23 protein-coding genes are annotated in these 26,105 nt (G+C 54.5%); 12 read left to right on the top strand and 11 right to left on the bottom strand.

The features are described from left to right. The first annotated feature begins 61 nt into the window (after positions 1-61). Entirely contained in the window at positions 62-544 is a 483-nt protein-coding gene (locus tag B9T62_RS00350) for a GyrI-like domain-containing protein (protein ID WP_087913462.1), read from the top strand. Between the two features lie 417 nt (positions 545-961). On the opposite strand, the gene B9T62_RS00345 is transcribed toward B9T62_RS00350, so the two are convergent. Further along, positions 962-2,365, bottom strand: coding sequence for an MFS transporter (locus tag B9T62_RS00345; RefSeq protein ID WP_087913461.1), 1,404 nt, complete (start codon positions 2,363-2,365; stop codon positions 962-964). A 170-nt stretch (positions 2,366-2,535) separates the two neighbouring features. On the opposite strand from B9T62_RS00345, the gene B9T62_RS00340 reads away from it, so the two are divergent. From B9T62_RS00340 to B9T62_RS00330, 3 genes are read left to right on the top strand one after another with little or no spacing between them, the layout of a single operon-like run. Further along, on the top strand, positions 2,536-3,087 hold the full coding sequence (locus B9T62_RS00340) for a sigma-70 family RNA polymerase sigma factor (RefSeq protein ID WP_087913460.1): 552 nt from the start codon (positions 2,536-2,538) through the stop codon (positions 3,085-3,087). After that, complete coding sequence (locus B9T62_RS00335) at positions 3,080-3,442, top strand: hypothetical protein (RefSeq protein ID WP_087913459.1); 363 nt, start codon at positions 3,080-3,082, stop codon at positions 3,440-3,442. The genes B9T62_RS00340 and B9T62_RS00335 overlap by 8 nt, the downstream gene beginning before the upstream one ends. Continuing rightward, the gene (locus B9T62_RS00330; RefSeq protein ID WP_087913458.1) at positions 3,432-5,708 is read left to right on the top strand and encodes a hypothetical protein; all 2,277 of its coding nucleotides are present in this window, start codon (positions 3,432-3,434) and stop codon (positions 5,706-5,708) included. The genes B9T62_RS00335 and B9T62_RS00330 overlap by 11 nt, the downstream gene beginning before the upstream one ends. A gap of 134 nt (positions 5,709-5,842) precedes the next feature. Here the strand turns inward: B9T62_RS00330 and B9T62_RS00325 are convergent, their stop codons facing one another. Both B9T62_RS00325 and B9T62_RS00320 read right to left on the bottom strand, forming a co-directional pair. Then, positions 5,843-6,472 carry an RDD family protein gene (locus B9T62_RS00325; RefSeq protein ID WP_157685383.1) on the bottom strand — a complete coding sequence of 210 codons (630 nt, stop codon included), beginning with the start codon at positions 6,470-6,472 and terminating at the stop codon, positions 5,843-5,845. 44 nt (positions 6,473-6,516) lie between these two features. Further along, positions 6,517-6,996, bottom strand: coding sequence for a hypothetical protein (locus B9T62_RS00320; protein ID WP_087913456.1), 480 nt, complete (start codon positions 6,994-6,996; stop codon positions 6,517-6,519). Between the two features lie 135 nt (positions 6,997-7,131). Here B9T62_RS00320 and B9T62_RS38525 point away from each other — a divergent pair, with 135 nt between their 5' ends. Further along, positions 7,132-7,674 (top strand): hypothetical protein, encoded by a 543-nt coding sequence (locus tag B9T62_RS38525; RefSeq protein ID WP_157685382.1) that lies wholly within the window; start codon positions 7,132-7,134, stop codon positions 7,672-7,674. 407 nt (positions 7,675-8,081) lie between these two features. On the opposite strand, the gene abc-f is transcribed toward B9T62_RS38525, so the two are convergent. From abc-f to B9T62_RS00295, 5 genes are all read right to left on the bottom strand, one after another. Next, positions 8,082-9,911: a ribosomal protection-like ABC-F family protein gene (gene abc-f, locus B9T62_RS00315; protein ID WP_087913455.1), complete on the bottom strand. Its 1,830-nt coding sequence runs from the start codon at positions 9,909-9,911 to the stop codon at positions 8,082-8,084. A 422-nt stretch (positions 9,912-10,333) separates the two neighbouring features. Further along, positions 10,334-10,870 carry a P-loop NTPase family protein gene (locus B9T62_RS00310; RefSeq protein ID WP_245864283.1) on the bottom strand — a complete coding sequence of 179 codons (537 nt, stop codon included), beginning with the start codon at positions 10,868-10,870 and terminating at the stop codon, positions 10,334-10,336. 364 nt (positions 10,871-11,234) lie between these two features. Then, a complete protein-coding gene (locus B9T62_RS00305; RefSeq protein ID WP_245864282.1) occupies positions 11,235-12,164 on the bottom strand; it encodes a L,D-transpeptidase family protein in 930 nt (309 codons plus the stop codon). Between the two features lie 334 nt (positions 12,165-12,498). After that, positions 12,499-13,533, bottom strand: a complete 1,035-nt coding sequence (locus B9T62_RS00300; RefSeq protein WP_087913454.1) for an NAD(+)/NADH kinase — start codon at positions 13,531-13,533, stop codon at positions 12,499-12,501. Continuing rightward, complete coding sequence (locus B9T62_RS00295) at positions 13,530-14,576, bottom strand: SPFH domain-containing protein (protein WP_087913453.1); 1,047 nt, start codon at positions 14,574-14,576, stop codon at positions 13,530-13,532. The genes B9T62_RS00300 and B9T62_RS00295 overlap by 4 nt, the downstream gene beginning before the upstream one ends. 229 nt (positions 14,577-14,805) lie before the next feature. Here B9T62_RS00295 and B9T62_RS00290 point away from each other — a divergent pair, with 229 nt between their 5' ends. The 3 genes from B9T62_RS00290 (at position 14,806) to B9T62_RS00280 (ending at position 18,217) form a co-directional block, all read left to right on the top strand. Beyond that, positions 14,806-15,828 carry an ABC transporter substrate-binding protein gene (locus B9T62_RS00290; protein ID WP_087913452.1) on the top strand — a complete coding sequence of 341 codons (1,023 nt, stop codon included), beginning with the start codon at positions 14,806-14,808 and terminating at the stop codon, positions 15,826-15,828. A gap of 135 nt (positions 15,829-15,963) precedes the next feature. Beyond that, complete coding sequence (locus B9T62_RS00285) at positions 15,964-17,640, top strand: helix-turn-helix domain-containing protein (RefSeq protein ID WP_245864281.1); 1,677 nt, start codon at positions 15,964-15,966, stop codon at positions 17,638-17,640. Positions 17,641-17,701: 61 nt separating this feature from the next. Next, the gene (locus B9T62_RS00280; protein ID WP_087920062.1) at positions 17,702-18,217 is read left to right on the top strand and encodes a GNAT family N-acetyltransferase; all 516 of its coding nucleotides are present in this window, start codon (positions 17,702-17,704) and stop codon (positions 18,215-18,217) included. Between the two features lie 161 nt (positions 18,218-18,378). Here B9T62_RS00280 and B9T62_RS00275 read toward each other — a convergent pair whose 3' ends face one another. Both B9T62_RS00275 and B9T62_RS00270 read right to left on the bottom strand, forming a co-directional pair. After that, positions 18,379-18,831, bottom strand: coding sequence for a NanQ anomerase/TabA/YiaL family protein (locus B9T62_RS00275; RefSeq protein WP_087913450.1), 453 nt, complete (start codon positions 18,829-18,831; stop codon positions 18,379-18,381). Between the two features lie 101 nt (positions 18,832-18,932). Next, entirely contained in the window at positions 18,933-19,466 is a 534-nt protein-coding gene (locus tag B9T62_RS00270) for an NAD(+) diphosphatase (protein ID WP_245864280.1), read from the bottom strand. 177 nt (positions 19,467-19,643) lie between these two features. Here B9T62_RS00270 and B9T62_RS00265 point away from each other — a divergent pair, with 177 nt between their 5' ends. Further along, entirely contained in the window at positions 19,644-20,804 is a 1,161-nt protein-coding gene (locus B9T62_RS00265; RefSeq protein ID WP_087913449.1) for a copper amine oxidase N-terminal domain-containing protein, read from the top strand. Between the two features lie 657 nt (positions 20,805-21,461). On the opposite strand, the gene B9T62_RS00260 is transcribed toward B9T62_RS00265, so the two are convergent. Beyond that, on the bottom strand, positions 21,462-22,292 hold the full coding sequence (locus B9T62_RS00260) for a MetQ/NlpA family ABC transporter substrate-binding protein (protein WP_342746149.1): 831 nt from the start codon (positions 22,290-22,292) through the stop codon (positions 21,462-21,464). A 387-nt stretch (positions 22,293-22,679) separates the two neighbouring features. Between B9T62_RS00260 and B9T62_RS00255 the strand changes: the two genes are divergently transcribed. The 3 genes from B9T62_RS00255 to B9T62_RS00245 are packed head-to-tail and all read left to right on the top strand — an operon-like array spanning position 22,680 to position 25,568. Further along, positions 22,680-23,519 carry an STM4015 family protein gene (locus B9T62_RS00255; protein WP_087913448.1) on the top strand — a complete coding sequence of 280 codons (840 nt, stop codon included), beginning with the start codon at positions 22,680-22,682 and terminating at the stop codon, positions 23,517-23,519. 7 nt (positions 23,520-23,526) lie between these two features. Next, positions 23,527-24,786, top strand: a complete 1,260-nt coding sequence (locus tag B9T62_RS00250; protein WP_087913447.1) for an STM4014 family protein — start codon at positions 23,527-23,529, stop codon at positions 24,784-24,786. Next, positions 24,783-25,568, top strand: coding sequence for an STM4013/SEN3800 family hydrolase (locus tag B9T62_RS00245; RefSeq protein WP_087913446.1), 786 nt, complete (start codon positions 24,783-24,785; stop codon positions 25,566-25,568). The genes B9T62_RS00250 and B9T62_RS00245 overlap by 4 nt, the downstream gene beginning before the upstream one ends. Positions 25,569-26,105 lie beyond the last annotated feature (537 nt).

The raw sequence follows: 26,105 nt of genomic DNA, 5'->3' as shown, positions 1-26,105 counted from the left end.
CATGATGTAGTCACCTTTACCCACTATAATAGTGACAAATATATGAAAGAGAGGCGACTCTATGAATACCTATATTACCCATAAACCAAAAATGAAATTAGTCGGTGTAAGTACCCGCACTACGAACACTCAGGAGGCAGGGCCGGAGCGGGTACTGCAGAAGCTCTGGGAAACTTACTTCCAAAGCGGCATTGCAGCAGAAGCAGGTATTACCAACCCTCAACTAATCTATGCTCTATACACGGATTATGTAACGGATGCAACCGGAGAGTATTCCGTTGTGATTGGACATGAAATAAACCTCGATGGGATACCAACCGATAGCGGTAAAAAACATGCGCTAATTCCGGAGAGTAAATACTTGGTCTTCACTAGCAAGAAAGGGCCGATACATGAGGTAGTACCCCAAGCATGGGAAACCATTTGGGATTACTTCCGGGATTCGCCTGAGATAAGAACCTACACCGGGGATTTTGAAGTGTATGATGCCCACCATTTTGATTCGGGGAATGTTGAACTGCAGATCTATATTGCCATACAATAGCTGGTATCTTGGTTACTACTTAGGACCCGGGTTTTTCCCATATAGATTTGAGCGTTCTAATTCCAAACACGTAGGTGGCTATGGGGAAAATCTACCGTTAACTCCCAGCTAGTGTTTGATTTTCATGACATATAGGCATAAGTTACCACTAAATTGTCTTTCGAGGGCATTATGAAGCGGATAGCACGTAATTAGCGGTAGAAACTCCCTATCCCCCCATCGAATCCCCATTCTGAGACCAACTAGCGATACATTTTCCCTATAATTCTTCGTTGGACCTAAGTAGTAACGTATCTTGCCGTTACAGCCAGCACAGAGAAGCGCACACAAGTCATTACACTAACAGGATACGATAGTGCTATACAACAGCGGCAGTCTAGGACTTTATCTTTTCGTCCATGGCTGCCGCTGTTTCTTTTATTGAGGGTCGCCTGCGCCGCTCCCAACCTTCACCCGCGAATCATTGACCCTAGCTGAATGCTCTGCCACCTGCGCTTCAGCGCCCAGTTCCCGCGCTACAGGCCACAGCACACGCCCAAGCCCTATTCCCAGCAGGCCAAGCAGCGCAATTACCGCTCCGAAACTGACAAAGATCACGCCCGGACCGGCAAACTCCACCAATAGGCCACCCAGCAGCGGAGCCACGATCATCACGGTGCTGAGCACGGTATTCTGGATGCCGAAGATGCGGCCTGTCATGGAAGGCGGGGTTTCTTTTTGCAGACAATAATTAAAGGTAATTAAAAATATCCCGTTCCCCGCACCCAGCACAAAACCCAGCAGCAGCACCGGCAGTACGGAGACTCCTGGCTGCAGCAGCCCAAGTCCTACCACTGCCGCTCCAATCAGCGCATACCCTGTTCCCAGCTTCCAGCCGTAGCCGGTGCCCTGGTTCAGCTTACCCATGAGCATAATCATCAGAATGGCTCCGGCTCCCGAAGCCGCCACCATCCACCCCAGCATCGCTTCTTCGGCAGGCGCAATGTCGCGGAACAGACTGGTGAACTGAAAATCAATCATCTGGATGGCAAGCGCGCCGGTTAGTCCAAACAGCATGGTGCTCAGCAGCAGACGGCTGCTGAGGAGGAAACTCCAGCCCTCACGCCACAGGGTACGTAGTGGAACACGCGGCTCCTGAGCCTCGCCACCGGCTGTATCGGGAATGGCGGTCTCTAGTGTGCCCGCTGCTGCAAACCCTGCAGCTTCTCCTCGCTCCACGCCGCCTGCCTGCCTCGCTCCTGCCTCCTTGTTGATAGTCAACAGCAGCAGAAACGAGCACAGCCGCAGCCCGGCATTCAGCACAATACACCAATGCGGCGACAGGAGCGATAGCGCGAGACCGCCGAGCAGGGGTCCGGCGATTTTGGAGCCTTGGTTCACCAGTCCGTTGAGCGATGTCGCCTGAAGCAGCTGGTCCTCCCGCACAATGCTGCGGGTCATCGACTGCTGTGCTGGTACGTTCAAGGTGGACACTGCCGCCCGCAGCATAAGGACTGGAAGCAGCCAAACCATCGACGGCGCAAGCAGCACAACCAGCGTAAGCAGTGCTGTCAGCAAATCGCACAGCCGCATCAGCTGCAGCTTATTCAGACGGTCGGCAGCCACCCCGGCTATGGAGCCAAGGATGATTCCCGGCAACGCCATGGAGATAGGAATCAGCGCCAGCATCAGCGGGCTGGCCTGCCAGCGGTAGCCCACCATGACCTGAATAGCCAGCGCATCAAACCAGTCGCCGAAAGTCGCCGTGGCAAAAGCGGTGTACATCCGCACATATACCTTGTTCCGCAGCAGGCTGGTTCCTGCTTGTTTAGAATTCTTCATTTCTTCATCCTCCATCTTAAGCTTCAGGTTCTGCTCCTGCACTTAAGATAGCGGATGTATGTCAGAGCAAGATCAGAGGACTTTCAGAAGTTATAGTTCTATAATTATTCTTTAGGTGTGCAACCGGAAGACGCCAGGCAGCATCTTAGTAGTATAAGGGGGAGCTTGATCTGAATATTATCACAAGAATTCAATCCGGGGATGAGACGGCTCTCCGCCTGCTGATGGACGAATATGGGAATCTGCTGCTGCGTACAGCCTGCTTGCTGCTGAAGGACCGGCAAACTGCGGAAGAAGCCGTTCAGGATACCTTCATTCAAGCCTATGCCAAAATCGGCCAGCTTCACGATCCCGCGAAGCTGAAGCCCTGGCTGCTGCGCATTGTCCTCAACCGCTGCCGGATGCGGCAGCGCACCTGGAGCTGGCGCCACATCTTCCCTGGCGGCGATGCCCTACTACGGGCAGACGAAGAATCCGCCTCTAGCGCCGGGGCGGAGGAACGGGTAATTGCCCAGTGGAACAACCTCAGGCTGACTGAAGCCGTGCAAAGTCTGAAATACCTCTACCGCGAGTGCGTGACTTTATATTATTTTCATGAGCTGAGTGTGCAAGAGATTTCGGCACAGCTGGAGATCCCGGAGAATACGATCAAATCGCGGCTCGCCCGCGGGCGGGCTTTATTGAAAAAGGAACTGGAGAAGGAGGACGTCTACGATGGTTAAGGATCCGAATGAGCAGGAACGCGCACAGATGAAACGCAAGCTGGACGAAGAGCTGGGGCCGGTCCGCTTCACCGGTCAGGACCGTGTCCTCCGGCAGACACATCCCCGCAGCCTGGGAAGCCGGCTGCACGCCTTATGGAACAAAGAGCTGGAGATCCCGCTCCGGCCAGTCGGTGCGCTTGGCGCGGTGCTGCTGGTCGCAGCTTTTGCGCTGAATCCGCTGCGCAGCTCGGAGACTCCGCAGCCCGCACAGCAGCCGGTGCAGCAGTCCGCACACCGCGAACTGATTGAAGCCGGGGGCAGTACCTACTGGAAAGACGTGTACGAACAGGCGGTGATGAAGGATGCGAATTAAGCTGAAGGTGAAACATCTGGTGCTGTTTGGATGTGTTCCGGTTATGCTGCTGATTGTTCTGCTTAGCGCCCTTCCCTCCCTTACCAATCGGGGAGAGCCTGCCCCGGCGGCTCCACCCGAGGTCACAAGAGCAGACTTCCTGCGGAAACTGGAGGCTTCCACCGGCAGCAAACGAATCGAGCTCATCCGTAAAAACATTGTATTGCCGGGAACAAGCGACTACTCCATCGGCTTCGACGTATATATCGGTTCCTCCATGAGCCACTGGAGTCATAATGAGAGCGACCCTCTCCCGCTTGAGCTGCCGACGGAGCAGGAAGCGGCCTTGCTGGAAGAATATGTAGATCAAGGTCAGGCCGATGATTCGATGCTGCAGGCCGTCCGGCAGCTGGCCTATGCCTATGATGCGCTCGGCCGGAGGGAATTGGCCGATGAAGCCCTGGTGCGGGCTGCGGACAGAATAAGCAGTTCCTCCTATATAAGCGAGCAGATCAGACTTACCCGGGCAGAACGGACGCTGAAGCGGCAGGACTGGGCGGAAGCGGAGGTTCTGCTTAAGGCGCAGGATACAACAGGAGGCGTGGCGTATGACGGGCAGACGGACGGGCAGCGCAGCTGGCTGCAGGCCCAGCTGCTGTTTGCCACCGGCCGGTCCGGGCAAGCGCTGGAGGAACTAAACAGAGCGCTGACAGCGTACCGCGAGCATGGGAAGCCACAGCCGGAAGGGGAAACGTCCGGCATTACGGATACAGAGATGAAGCTGACTGCACTCAGCAAGGCTATGAAAACCGCAGTGAGCATGGGCTATACAGCCCCCGCTGCTGTACAAGGGACATTGAAGCGCAGCGACGGGACTCCTGTCGCACACGCAGGTGTTTTTCTCCGTGCAGAAAGTGAGCTTAACCACAACCTTACCTCAGCCGAGCCTTACCAGACGGTTACCGATGCCGAAGGGCGTTTCCGGTTCAACGGGGTGATTCCCGGCTTCTATCAGCTCCAACTGGGGCTGAGCTTCGAGCAGATTGACGGGTGGACCTGGCCGGTGCAGGCGGATAACGATTGGCTTGAACTGAAGCCTGGCGATGAGGCTGCTGAAGAGCTGACCCTCCAGCCGCTGCTGGAGCTGCAGGCCCCTGTCAATCAGGTTCGGCTTGACGGGCCGAGCGTTGATTTTGGCTGGGAGGCTGTAGAAGGAGCCGCTTATTATACCTTGAACGGCACCTACTTCTCCGGTGACAGCTCCTTCAGCTCGCCCATTCGGGAGCGGATTCCCGGCAATCAGGCTTCGATCCCGGTAGAAGAAATTTACTACAATACCAACGGCTTCTCCTACAGCAGCGGCGACAATACGTGGGACACGCTGGAACCGGCCTCGATATTGGCCTACACCAACCCGGACAGCCGCTTGTCCTGGAGCATTGACGCTTTTGATAAGAAGGGACGCCTGCTTACCAGCAGCAAAGGCTACAGGCTGAACGAGGCAACGGTTGGCAATCTGCCGTTCTTCTATCTGCAGAATCGGCAGCTTACCCCCGCCGACCGGCTGCTGCTGGACCATAAGCTGGAGGAAGCCCTGGAGGCTTACCGCCAGGCTTACGCCGCTGATCCCCAGGATCTGCATGCTCTGCATATGCTTGTCCACCTGATGATCGCCAAAGCTTCGATGACGGGCGACAGTGCGTTGGAGGAGGAGACTATTCCCCTGCTGGAGAAGCTGGCAACCCTCTATCCTAGCAGCAACTATGTCTCTACCCTGGCCGATTATTATAGCCGTAAGGGCGATTGGAAGCCGTATAACCGTTACTATGCATTATTGCAGCAACTGAAGCCACATGAGCTGAACCCGTATGAGAAGTCGATCCATGCCCAGGCGCTTCTGCGCCAGGGACAGCTGGAAGAAGCCCGCAAGCTATTAGCCACTGCCCTGCAGGAAGATGGCAGCCACAGGTATGTCGGCAGCTATCTGGCAGCCGAGCTGTATGCAGGTGAACCCTTGTCTGACGTGATTCAGCTGGCGGAACGATACCCGGAGCATAGCTATGGTCATACCGGCTACCGTTGGACGCTCCTGCTGAAGCAGCTGGACGCGGAACGCGGAGCAGGCCAGCAGCCAGCCTATGACAAGCAATGGATGGAGAAGCTCGGCTGGTATATCCACGGGCAGAATGAGCCGCTGGAGAAGTGGCTGGAAGGCAGCAGCGAATCTCCCGCGCTGAAGGCTCTCATGACAGCTCTGCAGGAGATCCGCTGGGCAGCCAAGCGTTGATTAGAGCGGAAATCCATCCATCCTGAACCTTAGGGCATATCGAAGGGCAATAGCGTCAGAATACCCGGAGCAAGTGACATCCGTGGCTGTTCTGACGCTTTTTGCGCGGAATCTTAAGTTGTACATGGGGCAGCTTATCTCCGATCCTCTACCGCCTCTGCATACTCCAGCCCTGCCTTATAAACTACATAAGTCCCGGCAACGAGATCATGCAACGCCCGCTTGCGGACCGTGAACAGAATAGCCAGCACATCAGCCAGCACGACCCCACCCATCAGAAAATTAGTCACAGCGATCGGTCCTTGCCAGCTGCGGGCAAACTCGGACAAAACCGTATAATCATATTCAACCATTATCAGCAGCAGGGCCAGCGTACTATTAATGATATAGAACCCATGTCTGAGCAGCGCTTGCAGCACGCCGGGATACTTACCCTCCGCATTCACAATTCTTGTTCCCAGAATCAGCCTGCCCGGAGTCCCGCCGAACAAGGGAACACAAACCACATAATAAGCGACAATCAAAATCCAGGGGAGTGCCAGCGGCAGCTCATTTTGCAGGGAATCGGCCCATGAAGGGACCCACCTGTCGAGCAAATAGGAAGGTACCGCAAGAATAAGGGCATCGATCAAGCTGATCAGAACCCGCATTCCGAAACCTACAAAATCATCCTCCAGAAGCCGCTCTACCCTTGTGCTGCCCGTCTGCTTCATTGTGCCCGGCAGTTTCTGTCCGGCGCTGTTGCCAAAACGGTCCGTTTCCAAAATCATCCCTCCTATGAATGGTGCCTATCCTTGGTATTCATCCTTTACTCAGGCGCCCCCATAACCTCCCGCGCAACCTGAAGCGCCGCTTCACGACTGCTGGCCGGCCCGGAAATGTATCCTTCTACCAGCTGGTATTTATCGTTCACCTCATCCAGCTTCAGCCAGGCCTTATCAAGCTCCTCAGAGAGCATGACCGTTCCTATCGTATGGGTAGACGCCTGCTCACCAAGCGCAATCAAGATGATAGCCCCGAAATAATGATCATCCTGCTTCTCCAGCGTCACCTTATAGGAGAACTCATCGTCTGCGGTCAGCTCAGCCTGGATACGTCCTCCGCCTACGATTTTTTGGTATAAATCACCTTTGAGCCTCATGGTCGTCCTCTTGGTGAAGTCGTTATCATTCGAATAAATCATACTGTTGTATTCCTGCTCAATAGGCCGAGGCTGAAGGTATGCATAACCCGAATAGAGGATACCCAGCAGCGCCACACCTGTTATTATCCACAGTTTGTTTCTCATTAAGAATCGTCCCGGCTCCGCCACAAGTAGAAATGGCTTCGCCGTCCTCTGCAAAGCGTATGCTTCCGAAGCAGCGATACTACGTATCGCTTTCAGGCATCCGTTTCTGCGAGAAATAGAAGGATAAATTATAGCGTGGAACCTATAAATTCTTATATTTTGAAAAAAACGCAGCTTCAGCACGCCTCCTCCTTTCTTCTATACATATTTACTACGGCCAACCGCCGGGATATGCCAGATGGAGCCATCCCTTCTTTACTTTTTCGCCAAAAGACATCCATTATCCTCCAAATGGACCAATTCAGCGGCGCGGCTTGGCTTCCGTTTCGGCTGGGGCGGGGAAAACATGCGGGATCTTCCCCGCGATTTACGCCCGACAGCCGCTTCTGGCGTAATTTATGGGATTTATCCCTTATTTTCACGCCCGACAGCCGCTTCTGGCGTAATTTATGGGATTTTTATCCCTTATCTTCACGCCCGACAGCCGCTTCTGGCGTAATTTATGGGATTTATCCCTTATTTTCACGCCCGACAGCCGCTTCTGGCGCATTTTATGGGATTTATCCCTTATTTTCTTGCCCACTAGCTACCTCCGGCGTAATTTATGGGATTTATCCCTTATTTTCACGCCTGCCAGCCGCTTTTGGCGTAATTTATGGGATTTATGCTACTACTTAGGTCCCTCTGAGGATGTAGAATGCTACACTAGAGATTTCAGAGAAATTAGATGCAAAAGTGCATTTAATTTCAGCTGGAATTCCTGTGATTGGGCAAATAAGTGCGAATCTGCAACTATTTTCGAGTAAAACGATTGTTTAAGGCTCAAAATCCGAAATTAGATGCGTTTTCGCACTTATTTGCTCTAAAACAGAAAAAATCTTCTAATTAGATGCAGATTCGCAACTAATTCAGTGGATTGGACTTATGTGGCGATCAGACTGTGATGCTCCTATCCTATTGGGTCCTAAGTAGTAACGGATTTATCCCTTATTTTCACGCCCGACAGCCGCTTCCGGCGGCGCCTCGGCCACGCCAAACAGCCCGTCCCGGGCCAGATATCCGGCCTGGGACGAGCTGCCGCCAGGCTACTCCGTCAGCTCGCTAATCTGCCGGCGCAGACTCACCACCTCGGCCATCAGCCGGCGGTCCTCCTCCTCCGAGCGGGCGATGCCGCTCTGAATGAGCTGGGTCAGCCGCAGCTGCAGCAGCCCCAGCTCATTCTCCCGTGCCTGCTGCGCGGAGTCCGGCACCCCGGCGTGCGCCTGCTGCGCATACTCGGCATACGTTCCCTCATACTGCCTCGGCTTATGCCCAGGGGCAAGCAGGAGCAGCCGATTGGCGACTTTATCATGCAGATACCGGTCATGCGAGACCACCACCAGCGCGCCGGGGTAATCCCTCAACGCCTCCTCCACCCGCTCCCGGGTGTCAATGTCGAGATAGTTGGTCGGCTCATCGAGCACCAGCAGATTGAACCTGCCGAAATACAGCCGCAGAAAAGCAACACGGCATTTCTCCCCCAAGCTTAGATCCCCGATGGTCTTAAACACCTCATCTTTACGGAACAGGAAGCACCCCAGAATATTGCGCGCTTCGCTCTGCGTCATCCCCGGCAGTGTAAGCAGGCTGTCCAGGAGCGTAACAGACCCATCCAGATGCTCCAGCTCCTGGGCAAAATAACCGATCCGCGTCTGCGGATGCACACGGACTTCCCCTTCCACCGGCGGATGCAGTCCAGCGAGCAGCTTCAGCAGCGTGGACTTGCCAACACCGCTCGGACCCAGCACGGCCAGGCGGTCCCCCCGCCGCAGTGCAAGATTAAAGTCCGCGAGCAGCGGGGCACTCTGCCCTGCGTAACCGAAGCTGACGCCGCTTAGGGACAGCAGCGTATGGGCAGCGAATTCGCCGCCTGCAAGCTTCATCCGCAGCGAAGCGGCTTCGCGCGGCAGCTCCACGCGGTTCTGCTCCAGCCGCTCCAGGGCCGCCTCCTTGGCATGGAGCCGGGAGACATTCTTCTTGGCCTTGGCCCGCAAAAAATCATGCTGCCCCGCCGCCCGATGCGCCTGCTGAAACCACTCGGCGTAACGCCGGATGCTCTCCTGCAGCCGCTGCTTCTCCTGCACCTGGCTTCGGTATTGTGCTTCCAGCGTGCGCGCTTCCAGCTCCTTCTGCTCTTGGTAACGCGTGTATCCACCTGGATAACGGCGGCAGCCGTCCGGGTTCAGCTCCAGAATGGCCATAGCCGTCCGGTCAATAAAAGCCCGGTCATGGGAGACATAGAGGATGGTACCCGGATAGTCCCGTACCCATTCCTCAAGCCATTCCATCGTCTCCTTATCCAGATGGTTGGTCGGCTCATCCAGCATAAGCAGCTTCGGCTGGCGGAGCAGCAGCGCTGCCAGCTGGACACGCGTCTTCTGCCCCCCGCTCAGCGCGCGGTACGGCAGATCCCACACCTCCGGCGCAAGCCTTAGCTGCTTCAGGCAGCGCTCCGCCGCCGCTTCCCAGCCGTACCCGTCCAGCTGCAGATAACGTTCGTACACTACTGCATATTCGGCCAGAAATGCCTTATTTCTTCTGTCCTCCCGGAGCAGGAGGCCAAGCTGCTCCAGGCGCTGCTTCAGCCGGGGCAGTCCCTCGATCCCAGATAGCACATACGCCAGTGCTCCCATCTCCGCGGGAATCTCCAGCTGCTGGTCCAGCAGCCCCCATTCCTCCGGCTGCAGGCTGCAGTTAACGTCGCCCTCCTCGAAGGCGAGCCGCCCGGCCAGCCCCTTCAGCAGCGTCGTTTTGCCAGTACCATTACGCCCGAACAGCAGCAGCCTCTCGCCTGCCCTGATCTCAAATGACACCTTCTGAAACAACGGCACACCGTTCCATTCCTTGCATAAGTTTCTTGCTCTAATAATGGTCATCTATTGATCTCCCGCTTCCATCGTCATATTAAAAAACCGCAGCCAGCGGCAGCGGTGAAATAACGTATGAGCGGGAAACGCCTGGAGTGGATGAAATCAAGCAGCACATCAAAGAAACACAGCAAACGATGAGTTTTTCCGCTGCCACGGCTGTATCTCTCTATACTAAAAGATGCAGCAACACAGCTTCAGCTTGCCTTTTTCCCTTATGCGTCCAGGCCTTGCAGAGTCCCCGACTGACACACGTATCCCTGACCGTACACACCCTAAACGGGTGTACCGCTAACTTGTGCTTATGCACTTGGTTAATAGGCTGGTCTGTTAAGGAAACGTATTAGTTATTCATCAGTCGCTAAGTCCTCCGTAAGTGTCCGTAGTTTGAATAGGTTAAGTATAGGCAGCCCTAGCCTGCAACTGCAAGCTTACAAACGATTATAATTATTCTCTACCGGTTGCTGCGCTTGCGCCAGATAGCTGAGAATCTGCCGATTATGCGTCACTACTATTCTTTTATGCGCAAGATGTTCGGTCTGTTCCATAATTCTGGGGAAATCCACCTGATCAAAACGCTGGTTGTACTCCATAATCATCTGCATTACATTATGCAGCGTCTGGGTATAATTCCATTGCTCACGGCCCAGCCGTGTGCGGACAAATCTGCGCACTACCCTGTAATCCCGCAGCCACCGTCTGGTTCGTAGCACAAAAATATAATCAGCCTGCTCAAAGCTTGCCTGGCCCCATTTATAATGCACACCTTCGATAATCCAGGCCTCCGGCGACTCTACCACCGCCATAAGCTGGACATCCCTGATTTCGTGGGAATATCTCAGGTTGTCTTCACTGCGGTCCCAGACAAAGTTATCTGTTTCATAATGCCGGATCCCATATTGCTCCGACAGCTGCCTGGCAGCATAGGACTTGCCGCTTCCACAGCCGCCGATGATACGGATCTTCATAGGTATAACCACTCCTCTCACATATCCAAGAAAAGTATTATACCGCAAAGACTTAGCTTCTGGAGCATCATATTAGTCCAAGCCAGCAATTTAAGTGCGAAAACGCATCTAATTTGACGATTTTTTCCTTTTTGGAGCAAATAAGTGCGAAAGCGCATCTAATTTCGAGTTTTGAGAGTTACAGAACCGATTTTCTCCAGAATAGTTGCAGATTCGCACTTATTTGCCCGATAACAGGAGCTTCCACTGAAATTAGATGCAGTTTCGCATCTAAATCTGTAAATTCGTCTTATGAGGCCAACCTGGAGCTAAATCTTTGATACTCATATCCTCTACAGAGGCCTAAGTAGCAGTCAAATATATTTTATTTCGTGATAGCCACCGACTTGGCGGAACCATTCCACTTGACCTGCAAACCAAACATCTTGGTCACGTTGGCAAGCGGCAGCATCATCCGGTTGTTCTCATTGCGTGAAGCCGTGACGGCAACGGATTTGCCATTAACAACAGCCTTCTCCGACAGCGCCTTGTACTTCACAGTGTTTTTGCCTACAGTGATCGTCCATTCTCCCGTTGCCGGATTGCTCTGCAGCCTGCCTCCCAGCAGGACCACCGATTCACGCAGCGGAATATATACTCGCGATTGGTCCAGCACCATCGGATCTTTTAATTTAGTCGCAACTCCGTTAACGACCAGCGTGCCTGCAAACGTCTTATCCTTTGTCTCCTTTGTCGCCACAGCATAGCCGTATTTGACCGCAATGCTCTCCATATCCTGCGTAGATGAAGTAATCACTACCTTCGTCTTGCGGGCGACCTGCGGGTACAGCCAATGAATGTCTTCATTATGCATACGAATGCAGCCTGCACTTACATATTTGCCAATGGAGGATTCATTATTATTGCCGTGGATCGCGTAAGTCGTGCCGTAGGTGTTGCCCACTTCCAGCCCCAGCCAGCGGTCACCCAGCGGATTGGCCGGATCGCCTCCGGGGATTTTCTCTTTGTAGTAAGGTCTGTTCTTGACCTTGACCACAATGTCGAAGCTGCCCTCAGGGGTCAGGCTCTGCGTCTTGCCAGTAGCCACCGGGAACGTCTTGACCAGCTTCCCGCCGCTGAAGTAGGCCAGCTTATTGGTTTTTTTGTTCACGACCAGCATGTCGGAACCTGCCGCCTGAGCTGTAAAGGCACCGCCGCTCAAAAAGGCAGTGAACAGTAAAGTCAGTACGAGCAGCAGTTTGAGGGGCAGATTCCCTCTAGTCTTGCTGTCTGCCGGGTTTACATAAGTCATCATGTGGCACCACCTCCATGTTGTGGATGTTTCTGGAATTTCTAATCTATATAGACGAAAAGCAGGCGCAATTGTTGCACCTGGGGTTGTACCTAAATCATTCAACTTGTCCGCCCTCCTTTGACGCATAGATGTCAAAACCGTAACCAGATGCCGGTATCCCGCAAGTGGAAACGGCTACCCCGTCCTTTTAAAGGACGGGGTGTTTCAGCGAGAAATAGAAGGATAATGGATAGCGTGAAACCTATAAATTCTTATATTTGCAGCAAAAAGGACGGCCGGGACACCTCTGGCCGCCTTCCTTTGAACCTATGCCGTGGATGGAACCCGCCCTTGCTCAGACCACCAGCCGGCCCCGCTTCTCCGCGAGACCGATGGACGCCTCCACACCGGAGTTAAATTCCAGAAAATCGCTCTCCACCCCATCGCTAAATATTACACCGTTCTCCGGCATCTGCGATGTAATCCGCAGCCGCTGCTCATCGCTGATCATCCCGAAGACCAGATCAGCAGTCGTTGTCCGGCTCGGGAACGGTTCCCTGACTGTGAAATACAAATGCGGTGCGCCCCAAGCCTGCCGCTCCTGCTCCTCTGCGGCCTTGCTCTGCGGCTGCTGGCTGGAATCCCGCGCAGCCCTCGCCCCAGGCTGCTGTTCCCCCGCACCCTGTTCCGCCTGCCCGGCCGGGACCGCGCCGCGCAGCTGCGCGGCGCCTCTGGCAATCCCGGCTGCGCCCGCCAGCACACTCTTCAGCCAGCCTGTCGAGCCCATGCCGGTGGAGACAATAATACCGCTGGAGGACTGCTGCTCGGCTACTCCGTTCAACTCCAGCTGGTAGCGGGCCGACACATGGGTCTTGCGGCCGATGAACAGATCGTTCACACCATACAGGCTCTGCCCGTCGTTCAGCTCAGCCTTGGCAAGCGTCACTTCGCGCACCTGACGCCGCCCCTTGAAGACATCGGCCACCACCAGGCGCAAATCCTGCACCTGGAAGGGCAGCAGCACCCCATCCCAGCGCCGGGGATCAGGGTTGACACCAATCAGCGGCTGATGCTTCAAATATTTGAGCGTATTGGCGACCAGTCCATCCTGGCCCAGCACGACCACCGTATCGTCATCACCAAAAATAAAGTTAGGCACATGCTCCCGCTCCAGCACCTGAACCATCCCAACCGCACCAAGCTCTATCACTGCCGTTTCCACGGCGCTCCGGTAGGTTATATCCTCCTGAATATAATCGCTGAAATCCGCGCCCAGCCGCTGGATATAGAACTCGGCCTGCTGGATCGTGTTATAGCGGACCACCAGCTCCTCCAGGCGGGTCTTGCGCTTGATCAGCACAAGCTTGTTCTCTGTTGTCCGGCTGCTCATCGTGCCCCCCCGCCTCTCCCCGACTGGGCGGTCGAACCGTTCAGCAGACCCTGCAGCAGGTCCGGCGTAATGTTCAGCTGGCCGATCTTTCCGGCATTCAGCGCCAGGTCCTGGAAGGCGATCGCGATCAGCTTATCCGGATTCATGCCTACATTCGTCAGCGTCTGCAGCACAGCCGGCGAGACATCCTGCAAGGCGTTCATTACGGCAAGCAGCTCATAGGCCTTGGCATCCGCTTCGGCTTTTTTGTTGGCGACCGCAAGCTCAACCAGCCCCTGCTTCTTCTCCTCCAGCTCGGTATCGAAGCTCAGCTGCTCCTGCTTCATCTCATTCTGCTTCTGCTTCACCGAACGCTCCGCATCCAGCTGTGTCTCACGGATCTGCCGCTTCTTCGTTTCCACGGCAATCTCTGTATTCAATTCATTCTCCTTGACCCGCCGCTCCTGCTCTATGGAGGCGTTGCGCCGTTCGTACAGCGCATTGTCGGCATTGCGCAGAATCTCTTCCCGGGCCTGCGCCTCCAGTGCCCGCAGCGTTTCCTTATTCGGGACGATAGCCAGAATCGACAAGCCCATCAGCTCGATCCCCAGCTTCCCGATCTCCTCATTCTTGGCTATTTCCTGGGTAATGCTGCGTGCCAGCCGTTCACTCGACTGGATCGCATCGCGCAGCGGAAGCTGCTCCAGCTGACGTTTGGTCAGCACCTTGGCAATATTGATCACCCGCTGAGCCAGCTTGCCGGGATCGTCGGAGAGATACGTATTTTTGCGTAAATTATAGGTATAGTTGAGGATCTGGGTTGTCTTGCGGTAATCCACAATCCGGTAGGTCAGCTGCCCCTGCACCGTCACCGTCTGATAGTCATTCGTGATCTCTTCAAACATGAACGGAACATCAATCGAAGAGACCGGCACAACAACAACAGAGGTGGTCGGAGCATAATAAGTAAACGCCAAGCCCACACCCTCGCGGATAACCTTCCCGTTCTTGACCTTCAGCACATAATCACTCGGTTGGAATTTAACAAATCGGAATCCGAACATAGCCATAACCTCCTAAGAATTTATAAAAGCTCCTGTTATTATTAATCTGTTATTAACAACATGTTAACATGTATTTCTGATCTTATCAAGTTGTTATTACGAGTTAATCCGCTTTGTACAAACTCTATGTAGCGCTTGAAATTTGTCCATTGAGTCTGAACAGGTTATCCCTTATGATTAGTTCCATTACACCGATAATGATTATCATTATTACTCAGGAGGAAATATGATGACCCGTTTGAAGCAACCTTTCAATATACTCTGTATGCTTGTGCTTATGAGCGTGCTGCTGCTCGCTTGCAGTAGTAGCAACGAACCCTCTGCTGCCGACCAGACTTCTACTCCAGCCCCGGCAGCCTCAACTGATCCGGCCGCCACAACTGACCCGGCCGCCGGAAACAACACAACAGCTGGTGCAGAAACCCGCTCCTATACCGATTATATGAACCACACTGTACAAATTCCCACTGCCCCTAAACGGATTGTGTTCGTGGGCGAAACCTATGGAGACTTGCTGGCCTTGGGTCTTCAGGCTGTAGGCACCGCTACTATGATGACTGCGAATCAGATCTATGAGGATCAGCTTCAAGGCGTGGAGGATGTTGGCTTCCCTATCAATCTGGAGAAGACATTGACGCTCCAGCCTGACCTGATCATCTATGCTGATACGGATGAGGCGGATTTCGAGGCCTTGTCCAAAATTGCGCCAACCGTCATCTTCAACACGTTCGCCCCACTGAAGGAGCGGATGCAGAAGCTTGGCGACATTACGGGCACAACCAAAGAAGCGGAAGCTTGGCTGGCAGACTACACTATCAAGGAAGCCGCCATGTGGGCGCAGCTTAAGAGCTCCGGGATGAAGCCGGGCGAAACCGCCTCTGTCTTCACTTATTATCCGGGAGACCGGCTGTTCGTAATGGCTATTACCGGACTATCTCAGGTATTATATGAAGAGAATGGCTTCAAGCCCACTCCCGGGGTTCAGGCGGTACTGGATCAGAACAAGGGCTTCGCGGAAATCTCCTTGGAGGTGCTTAGTGACTATGCTGGAGACCGCATCTTCATTCTTAACCCCACACACGACGAGGCCAAAGCCTCCACGGATCAGCTGTTGAAGACCGAAATATGGAAGAACCTGCCTGCCGTAAAGAACGGTCAAGTCTATTTCCAAGATATCGAGAAGACCTCTGCCGATGCCACCACCCGCTTATGGCTGCTCCAGCGGCTGCCGGAGCTATTGGCTGCACAATAGCCCTAGCTGAGATGTGCCCATTGCGTCTGCGTTACTTCTCACACTTACAGCTTATCAACCCCGGTTGATAAGCTGTTTTAATTTATATAGAATGATAGAATTGATAATAATTCTCATCATTGAAGGGAGAGCTGTATGATGCAGCCTGAAGCAGCGTCCCCTGTCCCGCTCCATTCCCTGGCTTTTCAGCTGATGGACATTGCACTGTTCATCCAGCCTGAAGAACCACAGGCACAACAACAAGCCGCAGACTCCCTACAGCACTATCGGCTGCTGGTTGTTACAGGCGGTTCAGGATCACTGTCAATCGAGAACGAGGTTCTAGCCATTAGCGCCGATAAATGCTGCCTGTTATCCCCTGGTGAATCCTTCCGTCTTCAATCGGACGGAACTACGCTTTATTACTATATGCTGGCATTTACCGCCGTCTCGCTGCAGGAACGCCCCGAATGGCATACAGCTCCGCTGCTGCCTGGAAGACGGGAGCTGATCGCCTACCCCTTTACCCGTCTGCTCAGCCTTACCGAAGAGCTGTTCCACAGCAAACAAGCGGATGATCCAATCCGGCTGTTCCGGCAGCAATTGAAATTCCAGGAGCTGCTGCTGTTTCTGCTGGAGCATAATCTGCCTTCCACACGGGTGTTCAGTCCGGCTCAATCAGTAGAAGCGACTGTACACTATATCCGCGGGCATTATGATCAAGACATTACGGTGAAGCAGCTGGCGCGGCTGGCCAATGTTCCTTCCTGGCAATACTCGGCCATCTTTCAGAAGCTGACCGGCATTAAACCGCTCGACTTCGTCACAACGCTGCGCATTGAGCATGCCAAGCCGCTGCTGCTGCATTCCGGGGAACCGCTGCGGGAGATTGCCCGCAAGGTTGGCTACGCGGATGAATACTATTTCAGCCGCCGCTTCCGCCAGAAGACCGGCGAATCACCGGGACAATACGCGCTCTCGCGGCGGCAGAAGCTCCGGGTAACCGATTGGATGGGCCATGCGGTTGATATCCCCGAACGGCCGAAACGTATTGTCTATCATGGAGAAACCCTTGGTGACCTGCTGGCCCTGGGTGTGAGGCCTGTCGGCAGCGATGAAGCCTTCTCCCGCAACAGCGTCTATAAGCACCGGATCAAGAAGCTGGCAAATGTCGGCTTCCCGCTTGATATCCACAGAACAGGAAAGCTCCACCCTGATCTGATCATTATCGCCACCCCCGATGAGCAGGCTTATGAACAGGTGGCTGCCCTCGCGCCGACGCTCAGCTTCAACTCCTTCGCTCCGCTGGATGAGCGGCTGCAGGTGCTGGGGCGCTGGCTGGGCAAGGAGCAGGAAGCCGCCGCCTGGCTGGACAGCTTCGCTGCCAAAAACACACTCATGTGGCAGCGCTTGTCTCCCGGCCAGCTGCTTCCCGGAGAAACGGCCACCGCGCTGACCTGTGAACACGGCAGCCGACTGTATGCCATGGGCGCAAGCGGTCTTGCTCCTGCCCTTTATGCCGACGGCGGATTTCAGCCGCCGGACAAGATAAAGCCGCTGCTGAAGCAGGGGCTTGGGTTCATCGAGGTCAGCTTGATCGAGCTGCCGCTGTATGCCGGAGACCGGCTGTTTGTCCTCCTCCCCGAGCGCGAGGATTCGAAAGTGGCGCTAGAGCAGCTGATGGCTGGCCCATTATGGCGCAGTCTGCCGGCGGTGCAGAGTGGCCGGGTCCACCTGCTGGACGGTGCCCGCTGGAATTGCGGGGATGCCTTAACCCGCGAGAAATTCCTTGGCTACCTGCCGAAGCTGCTTACCGCTGCCCCGGCCCAATGACCAATTCTGGAGACACGACAGCCATACTATTTTATTAGAAGAAGGAGAAGAAGAATTGCAGATGAACCCTAAGATATCCATAATGCAGGTTGAGCGATTAGACCATGATACGGAGCTGGGATTAGTCGAACTGTTGATTCGAACGGTGGAGGACGGGGCTTCGATCGGCTTCCTGCCTCCGCTGGACAAAGATGAAGCGGCAGCTTATTGGAAGGAGGTTCCGGGACCGGGGGGCAAGCTGTATATTGCCCTGGAGGGCAAGGAGGTTGTTGGAACAGTGCAGCTGCAGCTGGCCGCCAAGGCCAATGCCAGACACCGTGCGGAGATAGCCAAGCTGATGGTGCATCCGGACCACCGCCGCAAAGGCATCGCCGGCCTGCTTATGGACCGGGCGGAGCAGGATGCAGAGGCCGATGGCAGGCTGCTTGTGGTGCTGGATACCCGGGCGGGCGATCCCTCCAACAGCCTGTACCTGTCGCGCGGCTTCATTGAAGCAGGACGGATTCCACATTACGCGCGTTCGGCGGACGGGAGTCTGGACGCGACCGTTTTTTATTATAAGGAGCTGCCGCTCTAAACCGACTAATGCATGATCTGTGCATCGTTCATTAGTCAGGTAACCTCTGAAAGAGAAGGTACCCGTTTCTGCGAGAAATAGAAGGATAAATGATGGCCTGCAGCCTACACATTCTTATATATGCACAAAAGGAGCCCACACTCAGGCTCCTTTTGGTTGTGCTACAGTTTGATTTTGAGGACTACTTTGCGAACAGCTTCCTTCTGTGCGGCCACAATTCCGGTCATATGCCCATCCTGCGGATAGCAGATTACGAGGTCTCCCGGACTTGCCGCCACAGCGGACTGCAGCTCACCGGTGAAGAATACCGCATCCTTCTCCGCACTGTATTCGTCTCTTACATCCAGACGTTCAATGGCCGCATACCCGATCCGTTCCGTGCCTTCCAGAATGTAGTGCAGATCCAGATTGACTCTGTGCGCTTCCCAGAAACATTCTGCGGCTTCCTTGGTTTCATATTCGTTAATGAAATAGAACATTTCATCATCAACGTCATGGCGTCCGGCCGCCAGGCCGCTGAAATCCGTATTCTTCAGGAATTTCAGACCTCTTTGAATCTTTTCTCCAAAAGCATGTTCATTCTCCAGCAAATGCTCCAGCGTATCGACGATCATTTTACAGTCCCCCTATGATGGATAATAATATGTTCTGTGGTAGCCATATCTGCAAATCATATAATATCGAAACGAACCGGGTCTATGTAATAGTTCACTTGTCAGAGGCCTGATGGACGGGTTTCTACGTGGATGCTGCCGGATTGCAGCTTTTGAACAATATTCAGCAAGAAACGCTCAGCCAGACTGTTCTTCGCAATCGCCTGAACCGCTTCCTCCCATGTGAACCACTGCCCGTGATCCACCTCGGCGGTCAGTCCGCTCAGATCCTCCGAATCCACTACACTTACAAAATTCAGCATCAGCGTATTATTAGGCTCATAATATTCGCTGCGCATATATTGGTAGCCGGTTACTTGCAGCCCCACTTCCTCCTTGACCTCACGCACAAGCGTTGCTTCCGCATCCTCCCCCTTGTTCACATAACCCGCCAGCAGGATATAATGAGGCCGGTTATACTGCTGGATCAGCAGAATTTTGCTCTTATCGTGGTTTAATACCGCCGTGCTGATCGCCGTACTGAAGACAGGGAACCTGAACAACCCGCAGGATTCGCAAAAAGGAATGTCCCCTTCATCCCCGCAGGGCTTCAGTATCAGCTTGGCTCCGCATTCCAGACAATGTTTCAACTTCATCGCTTCTCTCTATGGATATTCATGTTAAGTTAAGTCCAATCATAGGCTCCCGGCGATCTCAAGTCCAGCCTCTTACAGTGATTTCACAAGCGATTTTCGCTTCCCCTGCAACTTTTTCCAGAAAATGTCGTCCAACTATTCTATAAGGGATATTCGTACCTAAGGAGATGGACATTAATGAGAAGCTGGAAAAAAACAGTCGGCCTTGTAGCCGCAGCTTTCACTCTAAGTGCAGGTTCAGCCGCAGCAGCGGCAGAGAGTCACATCCTGCTTAATTATCATGATCACGGCATGGGCAGCACGCAGGTGATTGCCGAAGGGACTACGCTTGTGCCGCTGAAATCGCTCGCCGAAGGCATGGGCTATACACTGTCCTGGGACCCAGCAGCCAAATCAGCCAAGCTGGTTCGCCCGGACCGCGAGGTCGGCTTCACCGCCGGCTCCAAATCGTCCAAGGTGAACGGCACGGCCTTGGCGCTGACGAAAGCTCCGCGCATTGTCAAAGGCACCGTCTATGTCCCGCTGGTCGCAGCCGTGAAAGCGCTCGGCGGCAAAACCTGGTATGACAAGGAAAGCGGCAACCTGAACATTCTCGACAAGTCGAGGTTTACCGCAGCTTCCCTCCAAGGGCGTACCTATTGGGTGGCCCAGAGTAGCGGCGTCCTCTTCTATCGGGCCACCGCCTCAGCCAAGCCGGTGCAGATCGGCCAGCTGCCGATGAAGGATTCCCCGTTCAGCTATGAGCTGCAGATCAAGCAGGCAGGCAAAGGCTCCGACCTGCTGGTGCTGCGCGATTATCATTACTCTATGTTTACTAACTCCGATACCGTATACCAGGCATTGATCCAAGGCGGGAAGATCGTCAAGCAGATGGATTACCACACAGCCATCCCCGCCTATTCGCCCGCCGCACCGCTGCAGACCAAGCAGCTGTACATGACGGACGGGCATTCGGTGCAGTATCTGAACAAGGACGGCAGCCTGGGCAAGTCGTTCGACCTGGAGCAGCTGACCGGCGCAACTGGCGCAACTGGCGTAACAGGCGTAACAGGCGAGTTCATTGTCGATTATGCCGAGGCCGATGTGCTGCTGGTTCGTCAAGTCGGCGGCACACAGCTGTATGCGCTGGAGACCAGCAGCGGCCAGGTTACTAATCTCAGCGAGCAGCTGATCAGCACGGCGGACCGCAAGGAATGGGATCGGGCCACCGGTGATGATCCTTACGTGCTGATGCGGATGCTGGTACTGACCAGCCGCAACGGAGACGTGCTGAAGTTCAAATATACGCCGATGCTCTCCGAGACAGCCAAGGGCGTAACCTTTACGCTAGGTAAATAATTCCTGCCGCAGTACGGGGCAAACAAGCAGGCCGGTCATCCGGCCTGCTTGTTTGTTGTGGGCTTGCATAGGGCTGGGTGGGGAGTGACAGATGCTGGACTGTAGAGGCAACATTGGCGGGGCTGCGGTTACGGGCAGACCGGGGGAGCGGTGAAGGGCACGGATACAAGGCGAATCGTGACAGCGCTGGATGAGGATGAAGTGTGGATACTGGTTACTGGTTAAGGTCGCAGTTAGGATGAAGAATGTCACCTTGGACCGTCCGGAGCAAAGTTTAGTCTGGATCGTAAGGGTTCGGAGCAAATAGATGCGAATGTGCAACTAATTTCAGTTGAATCGTCCATAAACGGTTGATTAAGTGCGATTCTGCAACTATTTTCGAGTAAATCAAGCTTATTTCGCTCAGACGACCAAATTAGATGCCTTTTTGCATCTATTTGCTCAAAAATGGAATAAATACGCCGATTAGATGCAGTTTCGCAACTAAATTATTAGTTCGAACTTAGGAAACCACCACGCAGCGTTTACTCTGATGTTCGATTGAATGAGCAGCGTTAGCGAACAGCAGCGGCTGGTCTAACACCGATAGCAAACAAAAACCCGCACAGCTGCATCAAGCGGCCATGCGTGCGGGTTCCCGGCTTGTATTCTATTAATCTAGTTGCTCTCCCATGCTTCAGGAAGAATAAAACCGTCATACTTGGCCTGGTCATGGATATAATCTTCAAATGCTTTGGATTCATAGGCTGCCTTCAGGGCTTGGGCCCAGTTGGTATTGAGGTCTGTCTGATTCACCGTAACCGTTACGCGGTGCTGCTCCGGTGTGTTCTCGATCTTCAGCGCTTCTGTAATCTGACGTTTGGCGTTGGCAATATAATTGCCATTGACTACCCCAAAGTCCACGTCTGCAAGCGAGACAAGAATCTGCGCCGAATCCAGCACCTCCAGCTTCAGGTCGTATTTGTCCGGCTCCACGCTGTTCAGATTGAAGTCAGTCGTGCCGGCGTCGGCCTTCACCTTCACCCAGCCCAGATCCTCAAGGATTCGCACGGCCCGCTCCTGATTGACCGGATCATTCGGCAGCGCTATGACAGAACCATCCTTCACTTCATCCAGCGACTTATGCTTCTCGGAATACAGCCCCTGCGGCGCACTTGGCACAAAATTCAGCACAGCCATATCCGCATCCAGCTCCTCGTTGATTCCCTCCATATAAGCGGTGCTCTGGAAGACACTGGCGTCGATCGAACCTTCCTTCATAGCGGGGTTGACCTGCATGTTCTGGGAGAAGGTCTTGATCTCCACCTTGTAGCCTTCCTTCTCCAGAATCGGCAGAATGCCCTGGCGGAACTGCTCCTCATACGTCCCCACGCCAAACCCTACAACAATCTCCTTTTTGTCGGCCCCGGCAGCTTCTTTGCCGCCGCAAGCTCCCAGCACAACCGACATTCCCAGCAATACTACCGCAGCCCAAGTCTTCATTCTCATTTTGATATGCCCCTTTTTTAAAATATAAGAAAGTATAAGCTTCACCTGATTCTTTATCCTTCTATTTCTCGCAGAAACGGATACCTGAAAGCGATACGTAGTATCGCTGCTTCGGAAGCATACGCTTTTTTAAGGAAGGCAAAGCCGTTTCCACTTGTAATACTCACTTTGTTCATCGGATTAATACGATATAGGAATTGAAATGTATATTACACTCACCGGGATAAGCCGTCAATAACTTTCTCGCTATTATAAATAATTCAGAACGGATTATTGTATTTTAAGTGACTACAACTCCTCTAACTAACCCTTCCTCCTGGTTTGACTCGCTAACTGCCAAATGATAGGGTAGATTCATATCCAAATTTCTCCGGGAGGAATCTAAAAATGACAATGAAAAAGTTCACTATTGGATACGACGAGTTCGAGGAAGGGAAGCGGATTGAAACTGAAATCGAGCGGTTTGCGGCCCGGACCGATCTGGGTAATCTGACCAGTATCATCATTGGCGACTGGGGACAAGCCTACGAAAATAGCTCAGAGGATGCAGTAGCAGCGCTTGTGAAGCATAGTGGTAGTTTCCCGGCGCTACGCAAGCTTTTTATCGGCGACATGCACTATGAGGAATGTGAAATCTCCTGGATCACCCAGAGCGACCTTTCCCCGTTGCTGCCTGCTTACCCAGAACTGCAGAGCCTGACGATCAAGGGCGCTAACGACCTGAGCCTGAGCAACCTTAAGCACGACAAGCTGGAGGAGCTGATCATTATCAGCGGCGGACTCAGCTCAGGCGTATTGAAGCAGATTGCGGCGGCCGAGCTTCCTAATCTGCGCAAGCTGGAGCTGTATCTGGGTATGGAGAATTACGGCTTCGACGGAAGCCTGAAGGATATTCTGCCGCTGATTGAACCAGGCAAGTTCCCGAAGCTTACCTATCTGGGCCTGAAGAACAGTGAGATCGAGGATGAAATTGCCGTCGCGCTTGCAGACGCGCCTATCCTGGACCAGTTGGAGACGCTGGATCTGTCCTGCGGGACGCTCGGTGATGTCGGTGCTGCTGCCCTGCTGGCCAGCACGCGCGTCAAAGGACTGAAGGCGATCAGCCTCAGCCACCACTTCATGTCCGAGTCCATGATGGAGCGCTGGAAGCAGAGCGGACTGCCTGCCGATCTCAGCGAACGGCAGGACAGCAATGATGAATGGCGTTATACTACGATCGCGGAGTGAGCTGCCCGTGCAGCCGCTGATCGTGATCGGCCAGCCCGGCGACAAGCGGACCGGCGGCATCCAGCAGGCGCGCCGCCGGCTGGGCCTCCCGCCCGCGCTGGTCGTGCCCTACGCCCAGCTGCTGCAGGGTAACTCCCTGCAGCAGCTGCTGGCGGAGCAGGGCTGGCCGCCGCCACATCCGGCGGCCGGCCCCGAAGCTGCCGGGTCCGCTCCCGGCAGCCCTGCCGCGCTACTGCGCCTGGAATCCCCAGGCGGCAGCTTCGCGGTGGAGCGGGCGATCATCGCCCTGGGGGCACCGGATGCGGAGGACAGCGATGACTCGCTGCATCCCCATGCCCACAGGGCAGACCCCCGCCCGCTCAGCGTCAAGACCGCCCGGCAGCTGCGGGAGCTGCCGGGGGTGCTGCACCACCCGTCCCAGTGGTTCCGGGGGTATTGCCGGCTGCTGGCCAGGCTTGCGCGCGAAGCCCGCACCATCCTGCCGCAGGCCCGCTGGGTCAACGACCCGGCGGAGGTCGCGGCCATGACGGACAAGCGCCGCGCCCAGCAGCTGCTGGGCGCAGCCGGTGTGCCGGTGCCCCGGCCGCTTGGCAGCGGAGCGCAGCTGGAGGACTACGCCTCCCTGCGTGAGGCGATGCTTCAGCAGCGGATGCACCGCGTCTTCATCAAGCTGGCCTGCGGCTCTGCCGCATCCGGCGTGATGGCCTATCAGGTCCACCCGGCTACGGGGGCCGAAGTGGCAGTGACGACGGTCGGGGTGGAGCATTACATCACCCGGCCGCCCGTCTACTACAACTCCGGCAAGCTGCGCCAGTATACCGACCCAGCCACCATCCGCGGCATCATAGACTGGATCTGCCGCCACGGCGCATACGCCGAGCAGTGGATTCCGAAGTCCAGCTCCGGCGGGAAGGCATTCGACATCCGCCAGCTGGTGGTAATGGGCGAAGCCTGCCACGCGGTTGCCCGCGTCAGCTCCTCGCCCATCACCAATCTGCACCTGCGCAGCGAGCGGATGACGCCGGGAGAAGCCGGGCTGTCGGCGGAAACGCAGGCCCGGGTGCGCGGGACGGCAGAGCAGGCACTGGCAGCCTTTCCGGGTTCGGCGATTGCCGGTGTAGACGTGCTGGTCGCTGCCGGGTCGCAACGCACCTATGTGGCCGACATCAATCCGTTCGGTGATTTGCTGTACGGCGTGGAATACGGCGGCCTTGGCACGTATGAATGGGAAATGCAGGCACTCACAGTAAAGGAACGATACTTATGACAGATATGAATACCATTGTCGGCACACACGACATTCTGATGATCACACTCGATACCCTACGATTCGATGCCGCCGTGCTGGAGGAAGCGAACTGCCCGAACCTGTGCGGCAGTGGACCGTGGGAGAAACGCCATACCCCAGGCAGCTTCACCTACGCGGCCCATCATGCTTTTTTTGGCGGATTCCTGCCCACACCGGCCACTACGGACAAGTCGGAGCATATCCGCCTGTTCCACTCCAAGAACACCGGAATGAAGACGCATCCGCACACCTGGCTGTTCGACACGCCGGATATTGTTGCCGGGCTGGCCGCTGAAGGGTATCGTACGGTTTGCATCGGGGGCGTGATTTTTTTCACCAAAAAAAATCCACTCGCCCGCGCGCTGCCCGCCTACTTCCAGCATAGTTACTGGCGGATGACGTTCGGGGTGACGAATCCGCGCTCCACGGAGCATCAGGTCAACCATGCCCTGAAGCTGCTGGAGAACACCGCGCCTGACCAGCGGCTGTTTATGTTCCTGAATGTATCGGCCATTCATGGGCCGAACCATTATTTCGTGCCGGGGGCACGGCACGATTCCGTCGACAGTCAGTGTGCCGCGCTGCGTTATGTCGACGGTGAGCTGGGCCGCCTGTTCCATGCGTTTCGCGCACGCGGCAATCCGGTTTTCTGCCTGGCCTTCTCCGATCACGGAACGGCCTATGGCGAAGACGGCTACCAGGGGCACCGGCTGGCCCATGAGACGGTGTGGAACGTGCCTTATCGCGAATTTATATTATAAGTACCGGTTACTGCTTAGGCCTAAGTAGGATGAACCACCGAAGACACTACTTAGGTCAACATAGGATGAGTCATCGAAGACTCAGTTTCGTGGTGGCATCCTAAGATCGAACCCTTGATTTAGTTGCGAAAGTAGTAACTACTTAGGTCTCTGGTTGGTGAGATAAAGAGAAGTGTGCTCAGGCGCTTTTATCACAAGTTCACATCTATGATTTAGTTGCGAATACGCATCTAAATGATGGTTTTTCTCGGTTTTGGAGGAAATAAATGCAAAAAAGCATCTAATTTCGGCGTTTGAGCGAAATAATCCTGATTTACTGGAGATTAGTTGTAGAAATGCACTTAATCGCCTGATTGGTCACGTTTGAGCTGAAATTAGTTGCATATTTGGTTACTACTTAGGTCCCCTAGCCCTCTTCGCTCGTAACCCTCGCTTCGATTTCAGACGGTTGCGGACTCAGGAGCCTCTATTTGCTGTACATAGGCCGTTTTGCAGGATTAACGGACCCAGGAGCCTTTATATCACAGAAAACCCTCG

Source organism: Paenibacillus donghaensis, assembly GCF_002192415.1.
Lineage (GTDB): Bacteria > Bacillota > Bacilli > Paenibacillales > Paenibacillaceae > Paenibacillus_AQ > Paenibacillus_AQ donghaensis.
Note: the sequence above shows the minus strand (reverse complement) of the source record. Positions and strands in the feature narration are given on the sequence as shown.

Excerpts from the sequence above, each read along its gene's own strand:
- B9T62_RS00350 (WP_087913462.1), top strand. The coding sequence starts at position 62 with ATGAATACCTATATTACCCATAAACCAAAAATGAAATTAGTCGGTGTA.
- B9T62_RS00345 (WP_087913461.1), bottom strand. The coding sequence starts at position 2,365 with ATGAAGAATTCTAAACAAGCAGGAACCAGCCTGCTGCGGAACAAGGTA.
- B9T62_RS00335 (WP_087913459.1), top strand. The coding sequence starts at position 3,080 with ATGGTTAAGGATCCGAATGAGCAGGAACGCGCACAGATGAAACGCAAG.
- B9T62_RS00330 (WP_087913458.1), top strand. The coding sequence starts at position 3,432 with ATGCGAATTAAGCTGAAGGTGAAACATCTGGTGCTGTTTGGATGTGTT.
- B9T62_RS00320 (WP_087913456.1), bottom strand. The coding sequence starts at position 6,996 with ATGAGAAACAAACTGTGGATAATAACAGGTGTGGCGCTGCTGGGTATC.
- abc-f (WP_087913455.1), bottom strand. The coding sequence starts at position 9,911 with ATGACCATTATTAGAGCAAGAAACTTATGCAAGGAATGGAACGGTGTG.
- B9T62_RS00310 (WP_245864283.1), bottom strand. The coding sequence starts at position 10,870 with ATGAAGATCCGTATCATCGGCGGCTGTGGAAGCGGCAAGTCCTATGCT.
- B9T62_RS00305 (WP_245864282.1), bottom strand. The coding sequence starts at position 12,164 with ATGATGACTTATGTAAACCCGGCAGACAGCAAGACTAGAGGGAATCTG.
- B9T62_RS00300 (WP_087913454.1), bottom strand. The coding sequence starts at position 13,533 with ATGAGCAGCCGGACAACAGAGAACAAGCTTGTGCTGATCAAGCGCAAG.
- B9T62_RS00295 (WP_087913453.1), bottom strand. The coding sequence starts at position 14,576 with ATGTTCGGATTCCGATTTGTTAAATTCCAACCGAGTGATTATGTGCTG.
- B9T62_RS00290 (WP_087913452.1), top strand. The coding sequence starts at position 14,806 with ATGACCCGTTTGAAGCAACCTTTCAATATACTCTGTATGCTTGTGCTT.
- B9T62_RS00285 (WP_245864281.1), top strand. The coding sequence starts at position 15,964 with ATGATGCAGCCTGAAGCAGCGTCCCCTGTCCCGCTCCATTCCCTGGCT.
- B9T62_RS00280 (WP_087920062.1), top strand. The coding sequence starts at position 17,702 with ATGAACCCTAAGATATCCATAATGCAGGTTGAGCGATTAGACCATGAT.
- B9T62_RS00275 (WP_087913450.1), bottom strand. The coding sequence starts at position 18,831 with ATGATCGTCGATACGCTGGAGCATTTGCTGGAGAATGAACATGCTTTT.
- B9T62_RS00270 (WP_245864280.1), bottom strand. The coding sequence starts at position 19,466 with ATGAAGTTGAAACATTGTCTGGAATGCGGAGCCAAGCTGATACTGAAG.
- B9T62_RS00265 (WP_087913449.1), top strand. The coding sequence starts at position 19,644 with ATGAGAAGCTGGAAAAAAACAGTCGGCCTTGTAGCCGCAGCTTTCACT.
- B9T62_RS00260 (WP_342746149.1), bottom strand. The coding sequence starts at position 22,292 with ATGAGAATGAAGACTTGGGCTGCGGTAGTATTGCTGGGAATGTCGGTT.
- B9T62_RS00255 (WP_087913448.1), top strand. The coding sequence starts at position 22,680 with ATGACAATGAAAAAGTTCACTATTGGATACGACGAGTTCGAGGAAGGG.
- B9T62_RS00245 (WP_087913446.1), top strand. The coding sequence starts at position 24,783 with ATGACAGATATGAATACCATTGTCGGCACACACGACATTCTGATGATC.